15 protein-coding genes and 1 pseudogene are annotated in these 17007 nt (G+C 64.1%); 6 read left to right on the forward strand and 10 right to left on the reverse strand.

The features are described from left to right. Positions 1 to 54: 54 nt before the first annotated feature. Both BM136_RS03930 and BM136_RS03935 read right to left on the reverse strand, forming a co-directional pair. Entirely contained in the window at positions 55 to 1185 is a 1131-nt protein-coding gene (locus BM136_RS03930; RefSeq protein ID WP_092970439.1) for a 3-deoxy-7-phosphoheptulonate synthase, read from the reverse strand. A 65-nt stretch (positions 1186 to 1250) separates the two neighbouring features. Then, positions 1251 to 2477 (reverse strand): DUF2252 family protein, encoded by a 1227-nt coding sequence (locus BM136_RS03935; protein ID WP_092970441.1) that lies wholly within the window; start codon positions 2475 to 2477, stop codon positions 1251 to 1253. A gap of 37 nt (positions 2478 to 2514) precedes the next feature. Between BM136_RS03935 and BM136_RS03940 the strand changes: the two genes are divergently transcribed. After that, a complete protein-coding gene (locus BM136_RS03940; RefSeq protein WP_092970443.1) occupies positions 2515 to 4386 on the forward strand; it encodes a glycoside hydrolase family 15 protein in 1872 nt (623 codons plus the stop codon). Positions 4387 to 4443: 57 nt separating this feature from the next. After that, positions 4444 to 4677, forward strand: coding sequence for a DUF1289 domain-containing protein (locus BM136_RS03945; RefSeq protein WP_092970743.1), 234 nt, complete (start codon positions 4444 to 4446; stop codon positions 4675 to 4677). 68 nt (positions 4678 to 4745) lie between these two features. On the opposite strand, the gene BM136_RS03950 is transcribed toward BM136_RS03945, so the two are convergent. Continuing rightward, positions 4746 to 6182: an aldehyde dehydrogenase family protein gene (locus BM136_RS03950; RefSeq protein WP_092970445.1), complete on the reverse strand. Its 1437-nt coding sequence runs from the start codon at positions 6180 to 6182 to the stop codon at positions 4746 to 4748. Positions 6183 to 6333: 151 nt separating this feature from the next. Here BM136_RS03950 and BM136_RS03955 point away from each other — a divergent pair, with 151 nt between their 5' ends. Then, complete coding sequence (locus BM136_RS03955; RefSeq protein WP_092970447.1) at positions 6334 to 6843, forward strand: hypothetical protein; 510 nt, start codon at positions 6334 to 6336, stop codon at positions 6841 to 6843. Positions 6844 to 7013: 170 nt separating this feature from the next. Beyond that, positions 7014 to 7907: a LysR family transcriptional regulator gene (locus BM136_RS03960; RefSeq protein ID WP_092970745.1), complete on the forward strand. Its 894-nt coding sequence runs from the start codon at positions 7014 to 7016 to the stop codon at positions 7905 to 7907. A 17-nt stretch (positions 7908 to 7924) separates the two neighbouring features. On the opposite strand, the gene BM136_RS03965 is transcribed toward BM136_RS03960, so the two are convergent. From BM136_RS03965 to BM136_RS03995, 7 genes are all read right to left on the reverse strand, one after another. Then, positions 7925 to 9472, reverse strand: a complete 1548-nt coding sequence (locus tag BM136_RS03965; protein WP_092970449.1) for an acetyl-CoA hydrolase/transferase family protein — start codon at positions 9470 to 9472, stop codon at positions 7925 to 7927. Positions 9473 to 9741: 269 nt separating this feature from the next. Then, positions 9742 to 11364: an ABC-F family ATPase gene (locus tag BM136_RS03970; RefSeq protein WP_092970747.1), complete on the reverse strand. Its 1623-nt coding sequence runs from the start codon at positions 11362 to 11364 to the stop codon at positions 9742 to 9744. A 111-nt stretch (positions 11365 to 11475) separates the two neighbouring features. Next, on the reverse strand, positions 11476 to 12402 hold the full coding sequence (gene ldcA / locus BM136_RS03975) for a muramoyltetrapeptide carboxypeptidase (protein WP_092970451.1): 927 nt from the start codon (positions 12400 to 12402) through the stop codon (positions 11476 to 11478). Then, on the reverse strand, positions 12399 to 12947 hold the full coding sequence (tadA, locus tag BM136_RS03980) for a tRNA adenosine(34) deaminase TadA (protein ID WP_092970453.1): 549 nt from the start codon (positions 12945 to 12947) through the stop codon (positions 12399 to 12401). Before tadA ends, ldcA begins: the two co-directional genes overlap by 4 nt. A 19-nt stretch (positions 12948 to 12966) precedes the next feature. Then, a complete protein-coding gene (gene queD, locus BM136_RS03985) occupies positions 12967 to 13443 on the reverse strand; it encodes a 6-carboxytetrahydropterin synthase QueD (protein ID WP_039595800.1) in 477 nt (158 codons plus the stop codon). A gap of 78 nt (positions 13444 to 13521) precedes the next feature. Further along, positions 13522 to 14160: a 7-carboxy-7-deazaguanine synthase gene (gene queE / locus BM136_RS03990; protein ID WP_092970455.1), complete on the reverse strand. Its 639-nt coding sequence runs from the start codon at positions 14158 to 14160 to the stop codon at positions 13522 to 13524. Positions 14161 to 14406: 246 nt separating this feature from the next. Continuing rightward, positions 14407 to 15624 carry an MFS transporter gene (locus BM136_RS03995; protein ID WP_092970457.1) on the reverse strand — a complete coding sequence of 406 codons (1218 nt, stop codon included), beginning with the start codon at positions 15622 to 15624 and terminating at the stop codon, positions 14407 to 14409. A gap of 146 nt (positions 15625 to 15770) precedes the next feature. On the opposite strand from BM136_RS03995, the gene BM136_RS04000 reads away from it, so the two are divergent. Both BM136_RS04000 and BM136_RS04005 read left to right on the forward strand, forming a co-directional pair. Then, entirely contained in the window at positions 15771 to 16715 is a 945-nt protein-coding gene (locus BM136_RS04000) for a LysR substrate-binding domain-containing protein (RefSeq protein WP_092970459.1), read from the forward strand. 7 nt (positions 16716 to 16722) lie between these two features. Beyond that, positions 16723 to 17004: pseudogene (locus tag BM136_RS04005) on the forward strand (DsbA family protein); the annotation flags it as partial. Positions 17005 to 17007 lie beyond the last annotated feature (3 nt).

Genomic DNA, 17007 nt, shown 5'->3' on the forward strand with positions numbered 1-17007 from the left:
GAGCCACATCAGCAATAGGCACAAGGCGACAACCCTGAACCTGCCGCCATCACATCACCCGTCGTACGAATACGCGCGCCGATGCCGCACAGCCTCAGCGAGTATGTCGAGCACGGGCTCAGTCTGCGTCCAGCTCAGGCACGCGTCGGTGATCGATACGCCGTACTTGAGCGGCACACCCGGCTTCAGATCTTGGCGGCCCGCTTCGAGGTGGCTTTCGACCATCACGCCGACGATCCGGTGCTCCCCCTGCGACAACTGCCGCGCGAGATCCTGTGCAACCTCGATCTGCCGTTCATGCGATTTGTTTGAATTCGCGTGCGAGCAGTCGACCATCACCTGTTCGCGCAACTTTGCCGCACGCAGCGCCGCGCAGGTCGCCTCAATGTGCTCGCTGTCGTAGTTCGGCCCGCTCTTGCCGCCGCGCAGGATCACGTGCGCGTCGTCATTGCCGCGCGTCTCGAAGATCGCGGCCATGCCCATCTTGGTCATGCCCATGAACGCGTGGCTGGCGCGCGCCGCGATGATTGCGTCCGACGCAACCTGCACGCCGCCGTCGGTGCCGTTCTTGAAACCGATCGGGCAACTCAGGCCCGACGCGAGCTGTCGATGGCTCTGGCTTTCCGTCGTGCGCGCGCCGATCGCGCCCCACGCGATGAGGTCCGCGATGTATTGCGGGCTCAGCAGATCAAGGAATTCAGTTGCTGCAGGCAGACCGAGCGCGTTGACGTCGAGCAGCAGTTGCCGCGCAGCGCGCAGCCCTTCATTGATACGGAAGCTGCCGTCCAGCCGCGGATCGTTGATGTACCCCTTCCAACCGACCGTCGTGCGCGGCTTCTCAAAGTAGACGCGCATCACGATCAGCAGGTCGTCCTTCAGTGCATCAGCCGCAGCCTTGAGGCGGCGCGCGTAATCGAGCGCCTGGTCGTGATCGTGGATCGAGCACGGCCCGACGATGAGCAGCAGCCGGTCGTCGCGGCCGTGCAAGATGTTGCTGATGGCCCGGCGGGTGTCTTCAACGAGCGCCTGCGTATCGGCAGGCACGGGCAATTCGTCCAGCAACAGCGCAGGAGAAATCAGCGGACGCACCGCGCCGATGCGGGTGTCGTCGATGCGCGTCGTGTCTTGCGTCGCGTCGGCGACGCCCACCTCGCGATCATGTGATGGATTGTCGAGGTTCTTCATTGTGATCTCCGAGGGACTTCAAATATGAATCGCGCGCCTGACGTCAATGGCGCGCCATCGCGCACTTAAGCAGCCTTGCCACCGCGCGCTTGACGATAGTCCTCAGCAAACTCAGCCCATTGCTTGAGCGACACGTCTCTGCCATGCGCGGCCAGCTTCAGCGCCGATTTGCGCCAGGCCGTGCCAGCCGCATAGTCCTGCACCTTTTCCACGAGATCCGTCCCATGCCGGCCACAGCCGCGCAGATGGCACCACGCTGCCACGCGAGCCATGGTCTGCAGTGCATCGTCCAGGTTGGCGACCACGTTCTTGCCCGAGCCTAGCGCGACGCGATCGGCGGTCGGTTGCAGGCTTTTGACGACGTACGACTTCGGTTTCTCGCCCTTGGCGCCATAAACGACGCCGCGCAGCAGTGCTGGCGAAATGGCCTGCGAAATGCGCTGGATATCGACGACGCGCCCGGCCTCGCTACGCCAAGGGGCCACGCTGCAGGCGCTGCCCAGCACATCGTCCCAGACACTTGGGATGGAGAGCTTGATGTCGATCAGGCGCAGCGTGGTCGGGTCGTTTTCGGGGCGAGCGAGCACGGAATAGCGTTCAAGCCCCAGACTGCCCGTGCCAGCAATCCGCCGTGCGACGTCGATGGCAATGAAACGCTGGCCGTTGCCCTGCTGGCCATACGCCTCGAGGATGCGTCGTGCGCGGCGGACCTCGTCCTTGCTGGCACGCAATGTGCGGCGCCCATCAATGCGCAGCGAGATGCGGTTGCCGCTGCGCACGGTGCGCTGCGCCAGGTAGGCCGCACGGTTGCGCTTGCGCAAGGCACGCAGCAGATCGCGCACGATGCCCGTGGCGGTCGCCCGCTCGACCCAGCGCGGCTTGCCGTCAACCAGCGCGGCCGCATACGTGTCGAGAAAGCGCCGGCACAGGTTGTGAGCATCTTCATCGGCCAGTTTCCAGCTGAAGGACGCCACCTGCAGGCTGGACAGCACGCGCACCAGGTCGACTGTGAACGGCGCGGCTAGCGCTTCGTCAAAGTCGTTCATGTCGAAGTAGACGAGGCCGTTGTCGCCCTTGAAGCTGCCGAAGTTTTCAAGGTGCAGGTCGCCGCAGACCAGCGTGCGGGGCGCGTCGTGCAGCAAGGCAGCGTCGGCCAGCGACGCGGCATACAGGTTGTTGGTGCCGCGAAAGAATGAAAACGGGTCGGCGGCGATGGCATCCAGCTTGCGGGTGAGTCTTTCGGGATCACGCCCGGCGTTGTATTCAAGCAGGATGCGGGTGCTGTCATGCATGGTCACGGCCTCGTTGAAGTGCTTGGAGTGGAGTGCAATGCCCTCAAAAATCGAAGATTACGCGTTGATTGGCGATTGCGAAACCGCGGCACTGGTTTCGCGCGACGGGTCCATCGATTGGCTGTGCTGGCCGCGGTTCGATTCAGGCGCTTGTTTTGCCGCGCTGCTCGGCACGCCGGACCACGGCCGATGGCGCATCGCGCCGAAAGGCGAGGCTCGCGCCACGCGCCGGCGCTACCTGCCAGGCACGCTGGTGCTGGAAACCGTATTCGAGACCGACACCGGTTCCGCCAGCGTGACCGACCTGATGACCGCCCGCCTGCCGGGCACCGCTGGCGCACGGGACGACACCTCAGACCTCATCCGTATCGTGCGGGGGCTCTCCGGTACCGTCGACATGCGCATGGACCTCACGCTGCGGTTCGACTACGGCGCGTCGATACCGTGGGTCAGCCGCGTGTCCGAAGTCACGGGGGCGCCGGCTGACGGCCCGTGCGACATGCCCGATTGCGTGCTTCGAGCCGTGGCGGGGCCCAACATGACGACGCTGCGCACCCCTGCCCCGATCCGTGGCGAGAACCTCTCCACCGTGGCGGATTTCACCGTGCGCGAAGGTGAAGCGGTGCCATTTGTGCTCACGCATTCGCCCTCGCATCTGCCATTACCGGCATCGATCGACGCGCTTGAAGCCCAGGTCGACATCGAGGCGCGCTGGCGTGCGTGGTCCGGCCGCTGCCACGGTGCAGGCCCATGGACAGAAGCCGTCGAGCGCTCGCTCATCACACTCAAGGCACTGACGTATCACCGCACCGGCGGCGTCGTGGCCGCGCCCACAACGTCGCTGCCTGAGCAACTCGGCGGCGTGCGCAACTGGGACTACCGCTACTGCTGGCTGCGCGACGCCACCCTCACGCTGCTCGCGCTCATGAATGCGGGCTACTACAACGAGGCGCGCTCGTGGCGACAATGGCTCGAACGCGCAATCGCCGGCAGCCCGGCACAGGTGCAGATCATGTACGGCATTGCCGGCGAACGGCGCCTGGGCGAGTGGACGGTTCCCTGGCTCCCAGGCTACGAAGGCGCGCAACCCGTGCGCGTGGGCAATGCGGCCGCGATGCAACTCCAGCTCGACGTGTACGGCGAACTGATGGACGCCCTCTTCATCGCCCGCAAAGGCGGCCTGGATGGCGATGAAGCCTCGTGGCGCTTGCAGGTCGCGCTGATGACGCATCTGGAAAGCATCTGGCAGACGCCAGACGAAGGCATCTGGGAGGTCCGCGGCCCTTCGCGCCATTTCACGCATTCCAAGGTCATGGCATGGGTCGCGTTCGACCGCGCCGTCAAAACCATCGAGCAATTCAACGTGGATGGCCCAGCAGAGCACTGGCGCGCCGTGCGCGACCGCATTCACGCGGAGGTCTGTGCCCACGGCTACAACGCCACGCGCGACTGCTTCGTACAGAGTTACGGTGGCGACGAGCTGGACGCCGCGCTCCTGATGCTGCCGCTCGTCGGCTTTCTGCCGGCGTCTGACCCGCGCATCCAGGGCACGGTCAAGGCCATCGAAGAAGACCTGCTCGTTGATGGCCTCGTGCGCCGCTACCGCACCGAAGCCGTAACCGATGGCCTGCCCCAGGGCGAAGGCGTATTTCTCGCCTGCAGCTTCTGGTATGTCGACAACCTCGTCCTGCAAGGCCGCCAGGACGAGGCTCGCGCGCTCTTCACCAAGCTGCTGGCACTGCGCAACGACGTCGGCTTGCTGGCCGAAGAATACGACCCGCGCGTGAAACGGCTGGTTGGCAACTTCCCGCAAGCGTTTTCGCATATCGCGCTCGTGAATTCAGCGCTGGCGCTATCTGCCGCAGCGGATCACGTCAGCCAGCGCACGGGCAACCCTGCGCGCAACTGACGCCCGGCCGAAGCCGGTAAAATAGCGGCCATGACCGAATCGACCGCATTCAGCCCCATGCCAGACGACGCAACCAGTGCTTCCGACAGCACCCTGCTGGGCCGCCCAGACAGTCCCTGCATCGGCATCTGCTCGACGCTCTTCGACGAGGTCTGCCAAGGCTGCGGGCGCACGCAGCTGGAAGTCAGCAACTGGGTGTTCATGACAGACGAAGAACGCAACACGGTCTGGACGCGCATACTTGCCGAAGGCACGGCCCAGGGCTACAACGCCGATGGCAGCCGCAAGTAGGCACCGCGCTTCAGATGCAAAAAACCCGGCCGAAGCCGGGTTTTTTGTTGGGGCCGCATGTGGGCAGATCAGGCGGTCTTCGCCGGATTGAGCTGCATCGCCTTGTACTCCAGGAACTCCTCCAGGCCGTACTTGCCGTTCTCGCGCCCGTGGCCGGACTGCTTGTAGCCACCAAACGGCGCCTGCATGTTAAACGGCCCGCCGTTGATGTTCACCTGACCCGTGCGGATGCGCCGCGCCACGCGAATCGCCCGCGCCTCGTCGCCCGACCACACCCCGCCGCCCAGGCCGTAGATGCTGTCGTTGGCGATGCGAACGGCCTCTTCCTCGTCGTCGTAGCAGATCACCGTGAGCACGGGGCCGAATATTTCTTCGCGCGCCACGGTGTCGGTGGTCTTGACGTTGCCGAGCACCGTCGGCTTGACGAAGTAACCGGTCGGCAGGCCCTCCGGCGTGTCGGCGCCGCCGGTAATGAGTTCTGCGCCCTCTTCCAGGCCCTTGCGGATGTAGCCGAGCACGCGGTCGCGCTGCACGGCAGAAATGAGCGGCCCGAGGCGCGTGTTTTCCTGCGCTGGATCGCCCGGCACGTAGGCAGCAGCAAACTGCGCGGCCAGCGCCTTCACCTCTTCATACTTCGCGCGCGGCACCAGCATGCGGGTGTGCGCCGAGCACGTCTGCCCAGAGTTCAGGAAACACGCCGACAGCGTGCCCTTGACCGCCGATGCCAGGTCCGCATCATCCAGGATCACCGAGGCCGATTTGCCGCCCAGCTCCAGCGCCACGCGCTTGACCGACTGCGATGCCAGTTCCGCCACACGCTTGCCTGCACGCGTCGAGCCCGTGAACGACACCATGTCGACATCCGGGTCGCTTGCGAGCACTTCACCCACCACCGGGCCATAGCCGGTGACAAGGTTGAACACGCCCGGCGGCAGACCGGCTTCTTCAATGACCTCCGCCAGCACGAAGGCGTTGAGCGGCGCCACTTCCGACGGCTTGAGCACCACCGTGCACCCCGCGGCCAACGCGGGCGCGACCTTCAGCGTGATCTGGTTCAGCGGGTAGTTCCACGGCGTGATGGCGCCCACCACACCCACCGGCTCGCGCACCACCAGCGAGTTGCCAACGTGTTCTTCAAACTCGAACGTGCTGAGCAGCTTGGCGAAATTGCCCCAGTTATAAACTGGACCGCCCACCTGGATGGCGCGCGCCAGCTTGACCGGCATGCCGACTTCGCCGGCAATCAACTGCGCCAGCTCTTCGCTGCGGGCCTGCAGGCCGTCGGCAATCTTCTGGATGTATTCGGCGCGCTTGGCAACGGGCGTGGCAGCCCAGTCATCAAATGCAGCGCGGGCCGCTGCCACGGCGGCTTCCGCATCGGCCGCGCTGCCTTCGGGAATGGTTCCCATCACGGCTTCAGTGGCCGAATGAATCACTTCAATGACGCCCTTGCCCTGCGGCGCCACCCACTTGCCATTGATGAAAAGCTTGTCGCGTTGCTGCATCGTCGGTCGTCTCGCTCTGGTGGATGCGCGATTTGCGCGTTGTGCTATCCGGGTTGCGACTGAGGCCCACGTCGCCCCCGGGCGGTTATGATCGGTCTATTGTAGAGCCAGCAGAGCGCGCGCTGCAGACGCGCCGGCCGAGGGAGACAGCATGACCACCACCATCTACCAGAAGACCGAAAAAGGTCAGGATGAGATCCGCACACGTGCGAATCACCTTGACCAGCGTCACCGCGCGGTCCTTCTGATGATCAACGGCGAAAAAACCTGCGACGACATCCTCGTCCAGCTGCAACCTCTGGGCATGACGCAAGCCGTGTTTGACGAACTCGAGAACGCCGGGTATATCCGTACGCACGTGCCCGGAGCCACCACCGTGAAGGCGGCACCAGCGACAAGCCCTGCCCTGGCAGCAACTTCAAAAGAGCCGACCGCCGAGGGCTATCAACGCCTCTATCGCTTCTATACCGAAACCATCAGCCGGTATCTCGGCCTGCGCGGTTATCTGCTTGAGATGAAGGTGGAGAAAGCCAGCAACGTCGCGGAACTCGTCGCCCTGCGCGACACGCTCAAGGCCGCCCTCGGCAAAACGCGTGGCGAGCCTGACACCAGCAACGTGATCGCCCAGCTCGATCTGCTGATCGACGAAGCAACAAGCTGACTGCAACGCACCCTGGACTCCATAAAAGACGGTCGCGTGAACCGCCTTTTTCTTTCGAGCGCCGTTGAATACGAGCGTCCATCAGATATTGAGGTCTCCGCGTCGCGGAATGGGAAAACTTCATTACCATGGCGAATCCCATTCGCGTGCTTCATGGCAAAAGGCTGCCCGTGCCCATCGATATCCGAGCCCTTCGTTACTTCGTAGAAACCGCGCGGCTGCAGAGCTTCACGCAAGCGGCGAGTTCGCTCTCGGTAACACAGTCCACCATCAGCAAGATGGTGCGTCAGCTGGAAAACGAGGTTGGCCAGCCGCTGCTGATCCGCGAAGGCAGGCAGGTGCGGCTCACCGACGTAGGCCGTGTCGTGTATGCGCGCGGCCAGGAAACGCTCGGTGTGGTGCACAGGCTGACACTTGAAGTGGCCGACCTGTCTTCGCTTGGACGGGGTGAACTCACGGTCGGCATTCCGCCGATGGTGAACCTGTTCTTTTCGCCCGTGGTAAGCGCATTTCGACAGCGCTATCCCAATCTGGCACTGAACCTGGCCGAGTACGGCGGCAAGACAGTGGAACAGCAGGTGGCCAGTGGTGAGCTGGAGGTGGGCGCCACGGTTCTGCCCGGGGACAGCGGCCTCGAACTCGCTACGCGGCAGTTTGCAAAGTATCCGATCTGGGTGGTGGGACCGCGCAAAGCGAAATGGGCCAAGGGCAAGACCGTCAGCCTCTCGGCGCTGCGTGACGAACCGCTGCTGTTGCTGGCTGAGGATTTCTCGCTCACGCGCAAGCTGCGGCAGGCTTTTCTTGAAGCCCGCATCGAGCCGCACATCGCTGCGCAGAGCGGGCACTGGGAATTCCTCGCCTCGATGGCGGCTGCGGGCCTGGGCACGACTTTTTTACCACAGCCGCTGGTGGCCAATCTTGCGAACCGTGACAAGCTGGCCGTGGCACGCCTGACCGCGCCGGACATGGATTGGGCGCTCGCGCACCTGTGGTCGCCGGGCCGGTACCTGTCGCACGCCGCGCGTGCATGGCTGGCGACATGCGAGGAAGTGCTGGGCGCCTGAGCAGCGGCGCCCACGCTTCAGGCGCTCAATGCAGACTCCGCGAGCGCACCCTCTTCACTGAACCCCGCCGGGCGCATCGATCCATGATCGCGGAACCGGACATGCCAGGCCAGCGCCTCTTCCAGCAGATGCGGGGTATGCCCGCCGCGCCGCTGCGCGCGCACAACGTAGTCGCGCAGCAGCTCGCGGTAGCGAGGGTCCGCGCAGTTTCCGATGATCTGCACGGCACGCTCGCGCGGCGCCAGTCCCCGCAGATCAGCCAACCCGTGTTCGGTGACGATGATGTCGACGTCGTGCTCTGTGTGGTCCACATGCGAGACCATCGGAACGATGCTCGAGATGTCGCCGTCCTTGGCCAACGACTTGGTCACGAAAACCGACAGATGCGCGTTGCGCGCAAAGTCGCCCGAGCCGCCGATGCCGTTCATCATGTGCGTGCCGCCCACGTGCGTCGAATTGACGTTGCCGTAGATATCGCATTCCAGCGCGGTATTGATGGTGATCAGACCCAGCCGGCGGATCACTTCGGGGTGGTTGCTGATCTCCTGCGGCCGCAGAACCACGCGCGCCTTGTAGCGCTCCAGCTCCGTCAGGAACCGCTTGTAGACCGGGCGCGACAGCGTGATCGACGAAGCCGACGCAAACGCCAGCTTGCCCGAGTCGAGCAGCTCGATGGAGCTGTCCTGCAAGACCTCGGAGTACATCTTGAGGTCATGGAACGGCGAATCAATGAAGCCATGCAGGACCGCGTTGGAGATGGTTCCGATACCCGCCTGCAATGGCTGCAGCGTGGGCGAAAGGCGGCCCGTGCGCACCTCGCGCGCCAGAAACGCGTTCAGATGCCCGGCAATGGCGTTGGTCTCGGCATCGGGCGGCAGCACGTTGGATGGGCTGTCGTCCTGCCCTGTGATGACGATGGCGGCGATCTTGCGCGGATCGATCGGGATGGCCGGCACGCCGATGCGCTGCTCCGCCGCAATGAGCGGAATCGGCTGGCGATAGGGCCGCTGAACCGGGAAGAAGATATCGTGCAGCCCTTCCAGATTCGCGGGCATGTTCAGGTTGATCTCGACAATCACCTGTTTCGCCAGCACCGCAAAACTTGCGGAATTGCCCACCGACGTGGTCGGCACAATGCCGCCACTCTCCGTGATGGCCGTGGCTTCGACAACCGCCACATCCAGTGGTGCAATCTGCCGCGAACGCAGTTGCTCGACGGTCTCCGACAGGTGCTGATCAATGAACATGACCTCGCCTGCGTTGATCTTGCGCCGCAGCGTGGCATCGGCCTGGAACGGCAGGCGACGGGCAATCACGTCGGCTTCGGCCAACACCTTGTCGATGTCGTTGCCCAGCGAGGCGCCCGTCATGAGGGTAATGCGCAGCGGCTCGTGCGCCGCGCGTCGGGCTAGGGCAAACGGCACGGCTTTGCAGTCGCCGGCACGGGTGAAACCGCTCATGCCGACCGTCATGCCGTCGCGGATCAGGGCTGCGGCTTCGTCCGCAGACACCACTTTGTCGAGCAGGGATTGCAACCGAATGCGGCCGCCAATATCAGAGGTCATCTCGTCTCCTGGGTACTTCGCCGGGCCTGCGTTTGGCGCTTCTTGGTGTGACGCGCGGCGCCTGGTCCGCAGTTTTCGGCCTGTTCACTGTGATATGCAGCCCCAGTGTAGCGACGGTAGTGCATTCCGATGGCGATAAAAAATCATGGAATCAAGTCGGTTTTTTCATAGATAGCTGCCTTTAGTGGCTCGCGCTTGCCGCTTGGGCGAATACCAAATACAAAGGGCGGCACATTGGCGGCCCCTTGGTCACGGCAGAGAATCGGCGCTCAGACTTCGACGCCCTGGCTCTGCAGGTATTCGTCGTAGGTACCGAGGTAGTCGGTCAGCGTGCCGTTCGGGCGCACTTCGATCACGCGCGTGGCCAGGGCGCTGATCAACTCGCGGTCATGCGACACGAAGATCAACGTGCCTTCGTACTTGTCCAGCGCGATCTGCAGCGACTCAATGGATTCCATGTCCATGTGGTTGGTCGGCTCGTCGAGTGCCAGAACGTTGTGACGGCCCAGCATCAGCTTGCCCCAGATCATGCGGCCCTTCTCGCCACCGGAAAGCACCTTCACGCTCTTCTTGATGTCGTCGGCCGAGAACAGCAAGCGGCCCATCGTGCCACGCAGCGATTGGTCATCGTCGCCGGCCTGCGTCCACTGGCTCATCCAGTCCATCAGGTCGCGGTCTTCGGGGAATTCTTCGTAGGTGTCCTGCGGCATGTAGCCGACATTGGCGTTCTCGGCCCACTTGACGGCGCCCCCGTCGACCTCGATGCCGCGCTGTACGCCGGTCTTCACGGCGCCGTTCAGCAGGCAGCGCAGCAGCGTGGTCTTGCCCGCACCGTTCTCACCGATGATTGCAATCCGCTCGCCCGCGCGCACGGCCATGGTCAGGCCATCGAAAATCTTGCGGTCGTACGTCTTGCGTGCGTTCTCGGTTTCCACCGCCAGGTTGTGCAGCTTCTTCTCCATCTCGAAACGGACGAAGGGGTTCTGGCGCGACGACGGCTTGATGTCTTCCACCTTGATCTTGTCGATCATCTTCAGGCGCGACGTAGCCTGGCGTGCCTTGGACTTGTTGGCCGAGAAGCGGCGCACGAAGTCCTGCAGGTCGGAGATGCGCTCCTTGGCCCGCGCGTTGGCGGCCTGCAGGCGTTCGCGCGCCTGCATGGAGGCTTCCATGTAATCGTCGTAATTGCCCGGGTAGACCTTGAGCGTGCCGTAATCCATGTCGGCCATGTGCGTGCAGACCGAGTTCAGGAAGTGGCGATCGTGGGAAATGATGATCATGGTGGAATTGCGCTCGTTGAGCACCGATTCCAGCCAGCGGATCGTGTTGATATCGAGGTTGTTGGTCGGCTCATCCAGCAGCAGCACGTCCGGGTTCGAGAACAGCGCCTGCGCCAGCAGCACGCGCAGCTTCCAGCCGGGCGCGACGTTGCTCATCGTGCCGTTGTGCTGGTCGGTCGGAATGCCCACGCCCATCAGCAGTTCACCCGCACGCGCTTCAGCGGTGTAGCCGTCGTATTCGGCGTACTTGGCCTCCAGGTCGGCGGCCTTCATGTAGTCGTCGTCGGTCGCTTCCGGGTTCGCGTAGATGGCATCGCGCTCCTGTGCGGCGGCCCACATTTCGGTGTGACCCATCATCACCACGTCCAGCACGCGCATGTCTTCGTAGGCGAACTGGTCCTGGCGCAGCTTGCCCAGGCGCACGCCCGGTTCCAGGATCACGTTGCCGGAGCTTGGCTCCAGATCGCCGCCCAGGATCTTCATGAAGGTCGACTTGCCGCAGCCGTTGGCGCCGATCAGGCCATAGCGATTGCCCTCGCCAAACTTGACCGAGATGTTCTCGAACAAGGGCTTGGGCCCGAACTGCATGGTGATGTTGGCGGTGGAAAGCACGTGGAAACCTTGATTTGGAAAGCGGTGATCTGGCGCGGCAAGCACTTGGCCGTACGCCATTTGGGGAACCTGAGATTTTACCACCCGGACGTGACCCGGATGGCCGGGGGCTTATGCCTTCAGTGTCGGATACCCCGACAAGTGCAGCGTAAAGCCCGTGGCGTCGACATCCAGCTCGGCCTGTGCGCCAATCGGCAGCGTCGCCTTGGTCGGGCAATGGCCGAATGGCAAGCCTGTGACGACCGGAATCGACAGGCGTTCGGCCAAGTAATCGCGCATGGCGTCGAAATCGTAGCCGGCGTCGTACGGCGTGGTGCGATAGCCAGAAAAATCGCCCAGTACCAGCGCCTGCTGGGCATCGAGCACGCCGGCTTGCTGCAATTGCAGCAGCATGCGTTCAACGCGATACGGATGCTCGTTGATATCTTCAACAAACAGGATGCCGTCGCGAATCTCTGGCAGATACGGCGTGCCGATCAAGCTGCACAGCATGGCCAGGTTGCCGCCCCAGAGCGTGCCGGCGTAGCGACCCAGACGCGCGCAGCTACTGGGCTGTGGCGCATCCACGCGCAACGCATAGGTCGGGCTGCGCAAAATGCCCCAGAAGTGCTCGACCATGAACGGGTCGATCTTCTCCAGCCCGAAGTCCGAGCATACGTGCGGGCCGGCAAACGTCACGCCGCCCGTGGCCGCCAGGTACGCCAGCGAGAACACCGTGAAATCGCTGTGACCCACGATGATGGCGTCAGTCGCCTGCGCGCGGCGGCCGATGTCGATGAAGTCGATATGGTCCAGCAGGCGCGTGAGGCCGTAACCGCCGCGGATTGCCATGGCGATTTCCTGACCACCGCCCGTGCCGATCTGGTTCAGGTCGGCCAGCCGCGCGAGTTCGCCGCCGGCAAAACGCTGATGCTGCCGGCTCAGGCACTCGCGGTTGACGACCATGCAGCCCTGCGTTTCCAACGCCGCCACGCCGCGCTCGGCGATGGCCGCATCGTTCGGATAACCAGAAGGCGCAATCAGGCGGACAGTGATCATGTCGCGGTTTCGTCGGGTTCGGTGGACGCCAGGCGCGCGGCCTTCTGGCTCGCGCGGCGCTCGGCGAAGAAGGCGCGCAGCATGTCGCCGCATTCCTGCGCAAGCACGCTGCCGGTGATCGCGGTCTGGTGGTTCAGCCGCGTTTCTGCAAACAGGTCGAGAATGCTGCCCGCGGCGCCCGTTTTGGGGTCGGGCGCGCCATACACGACGCGCGCCACGCGGGCATGCAGCATGGCGCCGGCGCACATCACGCACGGCTCCAGCGTCACGAAGACTTCGCAGTCGGGCAGACGGTAGTTGCCGAGGTTCTCGGCGGCCTGGCGCAGGGCGCGCATTTCGGCATGCGCGGATGGATCGTGCGTGCCGATCGGGGCGTTGTAACCCACGCCGACGATTTCGTTGCCGCGCACGACCACCGCGCCCACCGGCACCTCGCCCTGCCCCCACGCGAACTTGGCCTGCACGAGCGCCTGCTGCATCCAGTAGCCGTCGCGCTCGTGAGCGGACATGTCGGCGGGCGGGGTGAGGACGTGCGGGGTGGTCATGCGATCCGGCGCTGTCGAATCAATCCTGCTCGTGCGGACGCGCGAGTTTGACGTCGGCCCAGCAGTTCGGGGTTTCGTACAGCACGAGCTTGGACAGGCGCAGATGGTGCCCGAACGTGTTGCGGAACACGGGCTCGAGAATGTCGAACGCAATCTGCGCGAGGTTCTCGACGGTGGGCACGTCATTCAGCACGACGGTCTTATGACCGCCTTCCATATCGTTCAGGAATTCGACCAGCTTGGTATCGCCGCGATAGACGAGGAAAGCGTGGTCCCACAGGTCGACGAGGTGCTTGTTGGCGAGCTGCTTGACGTCGCCGAAGTCGAGGATCATGCCGTCATCGGCAGCCTTGTCGTTGTGCAGGACTTCGCCGGTAAGCGTGAGTTCGAGCTGGTAGCGATGGCCGTGCAGGTTGCGGCACTGGCCGGCATGGCCGGGGATGCGGTGGCCGGCGTCGAATTCGAGCCGGCGCGTAATGGAAACGGTCTTGGTCATGGGGCAAGGTGGCGGCAGCAGGGGCCGCGAAACGGCTGGAGCCGGCAGAAAACCGGGGACAAAGTGCTGCGGCCCGCCTTAGCGGATGCCCAGCATCTTATGGGTTTGCAGCGACAGGCGCCAGCGCGGTCGGCGCTGGCACAGCTCAACGGCTGCCGCCGTATTCTGCCGGGCAAGCGGGCCGTCCATGGCCTGCAGGAAGAAATGCTGGAAATCCAGCCGTTCGTATGCGTCGAGGTCCTGTCCGTCTTGCGGAATCACCACCTTCAGCTCGTCGCCGCGCGTGACGACGAGTTCGGAGCCCATCTTGGGGCTCACGCACACCCAGTCGATGCCTTCCGGTACGGCGATGGTGCCGTTGGTTTCGATGGCGATTTCGAAGCCACGTGCGTGCAGCGCGTCGATCAGCGGCTTGTCGAGCTGCAGCAGCGGCTCGCCGCCGGTGCAGATGACGAGCGGTTTGCCGCCCGTGGCGCTGGCCGGCCATTCGGCGGCGACGGTATCGGCGAGTGCGTTGGCGGTGGTGTATTTGCCGCCTTGCGTGCCGTCCGTGCCGACGAAGTCGGTGTCACAGAACTGGCAGACGGCGGTGGCGCGATCGGCTTCGCGCCCACTCCAGAGATTGCAGCCGGCAAAGCGGCAGAAGACGGCTGCGCGGCCGGTGTTGGCACCCTCGCCTTGCAGCGTGTAGAAAATTTCCTTGACGGCGTAAGTCATGTCTGAACGGTGGCATTCACAGGCGAACGCCGCAAAATCGACGTCATTCCCGCGCAAACCGTACCAGTGCCCACTAGTGATTAACCCGACATTGTTTCACAAATCGGGCTTGTGCGTCGCTCTACCCGCAGAAGGACGCCAACGTCACAAATGAAAATGCATTCTCCGGCGACAGCCACGCCGCAAAGATCAGGGCGGCGCCGGCCGCTGCCAGCGCCCAGGCAATCCATCTTTTGAGCTGTGCGTTCACGCGGGTTGCGCCACCGGCGTGCGCAAGAGTTGGCGATCGTCGATCGGCCAGTGCAGCAGCGCGGCCACCACGCCGAGCGCCATCGCGCCAAACCAGATCGCGTCGTAGGAATGCAGGTGGTCGTACACCACGCCGCCCAACCACACGCCCAGGAACGCGCCGATCTGGTGGCCAAGGAACACGAAGCCGAACAGCGTGCCGATGTAGCGCACCCCGAACACCTGCGACAGCAGCCCGTTTGTCAGCGGCACCGTGCCCAGCCACAACAAGCCCATGACGATGGCAAACGCATACAACGTTGCCGGCGACAGCGGCAGCAGGATGAACAGCGCAATCGCCGCCGTGCGAATCAGGTACAGCAACGACAGCAGATACTTGCGCCGGAACAGCCCGCCCAACGCGCCGCAGTAATACGTGCCGACGATGTTGGCGGCAGCAATCAGCGCCAGCGCGACCATGCCGTGCCGGCCGGTGAGCCCTTTGTCGAGCAGGTACGCCGGCATGTGCGCACCGATAAAGGCGAGCTGGAAGCCGCACGTCAGAAAACCGAGATTCAGCAGCCAGAAACCGCGGTGGGAAAAGGCCTCGCGGATGGCCGAACCCATGCTCTGGTGCGCTTCCTGTGCGGTGGTAGTCGACGTTTTCTCGCGCAGCGGCACGGCGAGCGGTGCGAACATCGCCATGACCACTGCCATGACGAGCAGCGCCGCTACCCAGCCGACCGTGCTCAGCAAGCCCTGTGCTGTCGGCACCATCACGAACTGGCCAACACCGCCCACCGCACCGGCCACGCCCAGCGCCCAGCTGCGCCGCTCAGGCGGCGTCAATCGGCTGATTGCGCCATACACCACGCCGAACGACGTGCCTGACAACCCGAGCCCGATCAGCCCGCCCGCCGACAGCGTGAAGCCCAGCGGCGTACCCGCATGTGCCATCAGCAGCAAACCAAGCGCATAAACCACGACGCCTGCCACGACCACCTTGGCCGCGCCATAGCGGTCTGCCAGCATGCCCGCAAATGGCTGTGCCACGCCCCAGATGAGGTTTTGCAACGCGATCGCCAGGCCGAAGGTTTCGCGCGTCCAGCCGTGATCCATTGTGATCGGCACGAGGAAGAGGCCTTGCACGTGGCGGATGCCCAGCGCAAGGCCGATCACCGCCCCGCCGGCCAGCACCGGCAACCATGGCGATTGCGTAAGAGATTTCGATGTCATGCGTTTTTCTCCGATATGACTGACATTCCCACTTCGCAAGCGTGCCGAATGTGCGTTTGGCTGGAATGTCGCTTGATGGCTTATTAAACTTCGCCATATCCGGGTTCTCAACTGACCTTTGAGAACGCCTTGCATGAGGAAAACGCATGTCGACTCCCCTGGTTAGGTTGGCCTCCCTGGACTTGCTGCGCGGTTTCGTGGCAGTAGGCAGGCGCATGAGCATCACGCTCGCGGCCGATGATCTGTGCCTGACGCAATCCGCTGTAAGCCGGCAGGTGTCGGCGCTGGAAGAAGCGCTGGGTGTGAAGCTGCTGGTGCGCGGCCACCGCTCGATCGCGTTCACGCCTGAGGGTGAACGCCTGTTCCGCAGCGCCGACAGTGCCGTGCAGCAGTTGCAGGACGCCATTGGCGCCATCCGCGTGGCGGCCGAACGCCGGCCGGTGACGATCACGGCCAGCATCGGCGTCACAGGCTTGTGGCTGCTACCGCGCCTGGCGCGCTTCCAATTGCAATACCCCGACATCGACGTGCGCGTGGCCACCAACAACCGCCTCGTCGACCTGAAGAACGAAGGCATCGAGCTTGCCATCCGGTATTGCCCACCGGGCGATGCACCGCCCGGCGCAATCCGGCTGTTTGGGGAGACCGTTGCCCCGGTCGCGCATCCGTCGCTGGGGCTGCGCTCGCTGGATTCCGCCGAGGCGTTTGCCGGCTTGACGCTGCTCGATTTTGACGACCGTGACCTACGCCGCCCCTGGCTCCAGTGGACCGACTGGCTGGCTGCAGCGGGCTGGAGCCACGCCAAACCGCGCACCGTGCTGCGCTTCAACCAGCACGACCAGATCATCCATGCGGCGGTGGCCGGCCAGGGGATCGCGCTCGGGCGCCTGGAACTGATCGCCCCGCTGCTGGCCGACGGCCGCTTGGTCACCGTGCCGACCATCGCGCCTGGGGTGCACAACACGCATGCGTACTGGCTGATCCAGTCCGAGCCGAACCCGCGCCGCGATGTGCGCGATGTGGCCGCGTGGATCTGCTCGGAAGCGGCAACCCAGGCCACGCATGCCCCGGGCGCATCCGAACTTGCGTGACACGCCGCGCAATTTCGCCCAGGACCGCGACATTTACACGCCCGAAACCGTGGCCGAGGAACTGACGGCGCTCGGCTTGCCTGCCGACGCCATCCTGACGCAGACGCAGTCCGGCACCAGCAAGCCCCGCCTGCGCGAGCAAACGCACGCCGCGCAGATTCGTGGCATCTTTGGCGCTCCCATGTTCTTTGTCGGCGACGCGATGTTCTGGGGCAATGACCGCCTGGACGATGCGCTCGCCTGTGCCGCAGCATTGCAGTCCAGCCCCCATTCACTTCACACCGGATAGCCC

It is taken from the genome of Ralstonia sp. NFACC01 (assembly GCF_900115545.1).
Classification (GTDB): domain Bacteria; phylum Pseudomonadota; class Gammaproteobacteria; order Burkholderiales; family Burkholderiaceae; genus Ralstonia; species Ralstonia mojiangensis.

Excerpts from the sequence above, each read along its gene's own strand:
- queE (WP_092970455.1), bottom strand. The coding sequence starts at position 14,160 with ATGACTTACGCCGTCAAGGAAATTTTCTACACGCTGCAAGGCGAGGGT.
- ldcA (WP_092970451.1), bottom strand. The coding sequence starts at position 12,402 with ATGATCACTGTCCGCCTGATTGCGCCTTCTGGTTATCCGAACGATGCG.
- BM136_RS03940 (WP_092970443.1), top strand. The coding sequence starts at position 2,515 with ATGCCCTCAAAAATCGAAGATTACGCGTTGATTGGCGATTGCGAAACC.
- tadA (WP_092970453.1), bottom strand. The coding sequence starts at position 12,947 with ATGACCACCCCGCACGTCCTCACCCCGCCCGCCGACATGTCCGCTCAC.
- BM136_RS03955 (WP_092970447.1), top strand. The coding sequence starts at position 6,334 with ATGACCACCACCATCTACCAGAAGACCGAAAAAGGTCAGGATGAGATC.
- BM136_RS03930 (WP_092970439.1), bottom strand. The coding sequence starts at position 1,185 with ATGAAGAACCTCGACAATCCATCACATGATCGCGAGGTGGGCGTCGCC.
- BM136_RS03950 (WP_092970445.1), bottom strand. The coding sequence starts at position 6,182 with ATGCAGCAACGCGACAAGCTTTTCATCAATGGCAAGTGGGTGGCGCCG.
- BM136_RS03995 (WP_092970457.1), bottom strand. The coding sequence starts at position 15,624 with ATGACATCGAAATCTCTTACGCAATCGCCATGGTTGCCGGTGCTGGCC.
- BM136_RS04000 (WP_092970459.1), top strand. The coding sequence starts at position 15,771 with ATGTCGACTCCCCTGGTTAGGTTGGCCTCCCTGGACTTGCTGCGCGGT.
- BM136_RS03945 (WP_092970743.1), top strand. The coding sequence starts at position 4,444 with ATGCCAGACGACGCAACCAGTGCTTCCGACAGCACCCTGCTGGGCCGC.
- BM136_RS03935 (WP_092970441.1), bottom strand. The coding sequence starts at position 2,477 with ATGCATGACAGCACCCGCATCCTGCTTGAATACAACGCCGGGCGTGAT.
- queD (WP_039595800.1), bottom strand. The coding sequence starts at position 13,443 with ATGACCAAGACCGTTTCCATTACGCGCCGGCTCGAATTCGACGCCGGC.
- BM136_RS03965 (WP_092970449.1), bottom strand. The coding sequence starts at position 9,472 with ATGACCTCTGATATTGGCGGCCGCATTCGGTTGCAATCCCTGCTCGAC.